3 protein-coding genes are annotated in these 3,557 nt (G+C 31.1%); all 3 read right to left on the bottom strand.

Annotation, left to right across the window (positions count from 1 at the left end; all coding sequences use genetic code 11):
* Nucleotides 1–234 precede the first annotated feature (234 nt).
* Entirely contained in the window at nucleotides 235–1,749 is a 1,515-nt protein-coding gene (locus tag CD150_RS09995; RefSeq protein ID WP_064209518.1) for a peptide MFS transporter, read from the bottom strand.
* A 182-nt stretch (nucleotides 1,750–1,931) separates the two neighbouring features.
* Complete coding sequence (gene queF, locus CD150_RS09990) at nucleotides 1,932–2,432, bottom strand: preQ(1) synthase (RefSeq protein WP_046207405.1); 501 nt, start codon at nucleotides 2,430–2,432, stop codon at nucleotides 1,932–1,934.
* Nucleotides 2,433–2,445: 13 nt separating this feature from the next.
* The gene (locus tag CD150_RS09985) at nucleotides 2,446–3,333 is read right to left on the bottom strand and encodes a DMT family transporter (protein ID WP_046207406.1); all 888 of its coding nucleotides are present in this window, start codon (nucleotides 3,331–3,333) and stop codon (nucleotides 2,446–2,448) included.
* Nucleotides 3,334–3,557: the final 224 nt, after the last annotated feature.

Below are 3,557 nucleotides of genomic sequence, written 5' to 3'. Positions count from 1 at the left end.
CCCTATAAGAATGTATAAAAATGATTTTACGCTTAATTAAATTAAATTTCAATAATATTCTTAAAACAACAATATTTGAAATATTCTGATTTATTTTCAATTTATATAAGCATAAATCTTTATTTATTTATATTTAAATGGGCGGCAGTGTATTATTATACAAAAAAAGCAATATAGAAATCTGATTTCAAAGATTTCTATATTGCTCACTTAGAAATATCATAATTTAAGCAATTAATATACACCTTTCATCGCACGTTTTACTTTTGGTGAAATGATTAAGAGTATAACCCCAATAACGACTGCTACTAATCCTGAGTACATGAAGTAATCGCTTTGATTCATTTTTGTATATACAACAACAAGTTGGGCATTAAGACCCTGTGCAGTTGCGTTACTTAACATCCATAAACTCATCATACGTGCAGTAAATGTCAGTGGTGCAAGTTTTGTAGTTGTTGATAAACCAACAGGTGATATACACAATTCACCAATTGATATTAATAAGAAGCTTAGTACAAGCCATAGAGGATTAATCAACTCATTTCCTGATGCTAACGGAATAATCATCACTAAATATGAAAGGCCTGCAATGATAGCCCCAAAAGCAAATTTATGAACTGTTGGTGGATTATGTTTTCCTAGTTTCATCCATAAAGTTGCAAATACTGGTGCAAGTATCACAATGAATACTGGATTTAATGATTGTGCCCAAGAAGCAGGAATTGAAAAATCAATTAAACCATTGGTTAATGTTTTCATTTCTAATTGAGTTTTTGTATCTGCAAACGTCGCAAGTATCGTTGAACCTTGCTCTTGAATCATCCAAAATGCCACAGATGTGATATATAAAGGTACGTAACTGTATACTCGTGAACGTTCATCTTTTGTAACATCTTTGCTCACAATCATATTAATAAATATGTATATAGGTAGTACGATTCCTAAAATTGTGATTAAAAGACTAAAGTTTCCTAATGTAAGTGCATTATTTAAATGTAAAATAAATAAATAGATTAAAAATAAAACAATGACGCCAACAGTGATTAAAGTGAATTTTTTGATTTCTGGTTTTGTTAATGGATTTGGCACATTACGACCTGCAAGGCCAAGATATTTTTTACGTTTTAAAATATAAACGACTAATCCACAGAACATACCGATTGCTGCTGCTAAGAAACCTGCGTGGAAACTGATTCTTGTTTGTAGATAGCCTGTAAGTAGTGGTGCAAATATACTACCTAAATTAATTCCCATATAGAATAACGTAAAAGCTGCATCTCTTCTAACATCGTTACGTTCGTATAATTCTCCTACAGTTGTAGAAATATTTGGTTTTAATAACCCTGTACCAGCGATAATAACACCAAGTGCAATTAGTACAAGTGTTAAATTGTTTGGTAACGAAAGTAAAATATGTCCAATCATAATGAGGAATCCACCATAGAAAACTGCATCTTGTGTACCAGTGATTCTATCTGCAATCCATCCTCCGATGATACCTGACATATAAATTAAAGTACCGTAGATTGCGACAATTTGCATGGCAACACTTTGCGGCAATCCAAAGCCTCCATCAGCCACGGCATAATATAAGTAAAAAATTAAAATGGCTTTCATACCATAATAACTGAATCTCTCCCAAAATTCAGTGAAGAATAAAGTGCTTAGTCCTTTTGGATGCCCAAAGAAACCTTTGTTTGGGATGTCTTTCATAATTTCTTCATGCGTATAATTCGATCTTTTCATAATTTCCCTCCCCTTTAACGGTTGGATATATTTTATACTGTATCTCATAATTTAACAAGTATGAATTGATTTAATATAAAATACATTCAAAAATACAAAAATAAAATATTTTAATAAAAAAAGCTGTTAAGTCTTTATCGAACGAGACTTAACAACTTTTGGTTTTTGTTTATCCTATTGTATTAACGATTATCTATTTTTTCTGGATAGAGATCATGATTCATTAAACGATGTTCTGCCATTTTTTCATATTTACTGTCAGGGCGACCATAGTTTGTATAAGGATCAATAGATATACCACCACGAGGTGTGAATTTGCCCCAAACTTCTATATAATGTGGATCCATTAAGTCGATGAGATCATTCATAATAATATTCATACAGTCCTCATGAAAATCGCCATGATTTCTAAAGCTAAATAAATACAATTTTAATGATTTAGATTCTACCATTTTAATATTTGGAATATACGAAATATAAATAGTAGCAAAATCAGGTTGACCCGTAATAGGGCATAAAGATGTAAACTCAGGACAATTGAATTTAACAAAATAATCACGGCCCGGGTGTTTATTATCAAATGATTCTAATACATCTGGTCGATAATCAAAATCATATTTATTATTTTGGTTTCCTAGTAAAGTAATATCTTTTAAATCTTCATGTTTACGTCCTTCAGACATCGTAATTGCTCCTTTAATATTTAGATTTTTGTTCCTTTTTCTGAACGGTTAACGGTTGGCGTCTTGCTTTTTCAAACATATAATAGCTTGCACCAATGATAATGATATAACCTAGAATTGCATAGAAATCTGGTGACTCACCAAATAAAATAAAACCAAATAGCGCGGTGAATATAATAGATGCGTACGTAAATATTGAAATATCTTTAGCTGGGGCAAAACTATAGGCTAAGGTAATACCTATTTGACCAGCAGCCGCAGCTAAGCCAGCACCGATTAAATAAACAACTTGCATGACAGACATTGGTTCGAATGTAAATATCGTAAATGGAATGAGTGCTATTATAGAGAAGAAAGAAAAATAAAAAACAATCGTATATGGTGCCTCTTTGCTACTTAATGCTCTAACACAAGTATAGGCACTTGCCGCGAAGATACCTGATAGTAATCCGCCAATCGCTGGAATCATAGAAGAAGAAAACTCAGGTTTCACAACGAATAACATACCAAAAATGGCTACGATCATAGCAATAAATTGGTAATTGCGTACTTTTTCATTTAAGAAAATCAAACTAAGTAGTATCGTCCAAAAAGGATTTAATTTCATTAATGTATCTGCGTCACTAAGAATCATATGGTCGATGGCATATATATTTAATAATACGCCAATTAAGCCAAGCGCAGAACGAGATATTAATAAAGGCTGGCTACTCAATTTACCAAAAAGTGGTTGTTTGTACTTAAATATAAAATACAAAGGAATAAACATTGCCACTAGGTTTCTTGCCAATGATTTTTGAAAGACAGGGAGATCTCCAGCTAATCTAAAAAAAACAGACATAAAGCTAAAACCAACTGCAGAAATTAGAATAGCAATAATACCTTTTATTTTTGGATTCACATATATCGCCTCAATTTTAAAATTTTAACGTATCTATATTAGCATAGTTAATTAGAAAATGTATATATGCTTGAATTTAAAAGGGAAATATATTAAAGTATAAATACGAACAAATGTTCTGTTTTTTATAGTGTTTCATTAAGAAATTTTAAAAGTAATTAAGTATACCAATTAGTTCTAAAATATAATATATGAAGCGCAATATATAAGGCCTATGGCTAGAT

Source organism: Staphylococcus ureilyticus (assembly GCF_002902235.1).
GTDB lineage: Bacteria > Bacillota > Bacilli > Staphylococcales > Staphylococcaceae > Staphylococcus > Staphylococcus ureilyticus.
The sequence above is the reverse complement of the archived record's forward strand: the minus strand, read 5'-3'. Positions and strand labels throughout refer to the sequence as shown.

Excerpts from the sequence above, each read along its gene's own strand:
- CD150_RS09995 (WP_064209518.1), bottom strand. The coding sequence starts at position 1,749 with ATGAAAAGATCGAATTATACGCATGAAGAAATTATGAAAGACATCCCA.
- queF (WP_046207405.1), bottom strand. The coding sequence starts at position 2,432 with ATGTCTGAAGGACGTAAACATGAAGATTTAAAAGATATTACTTTACTA.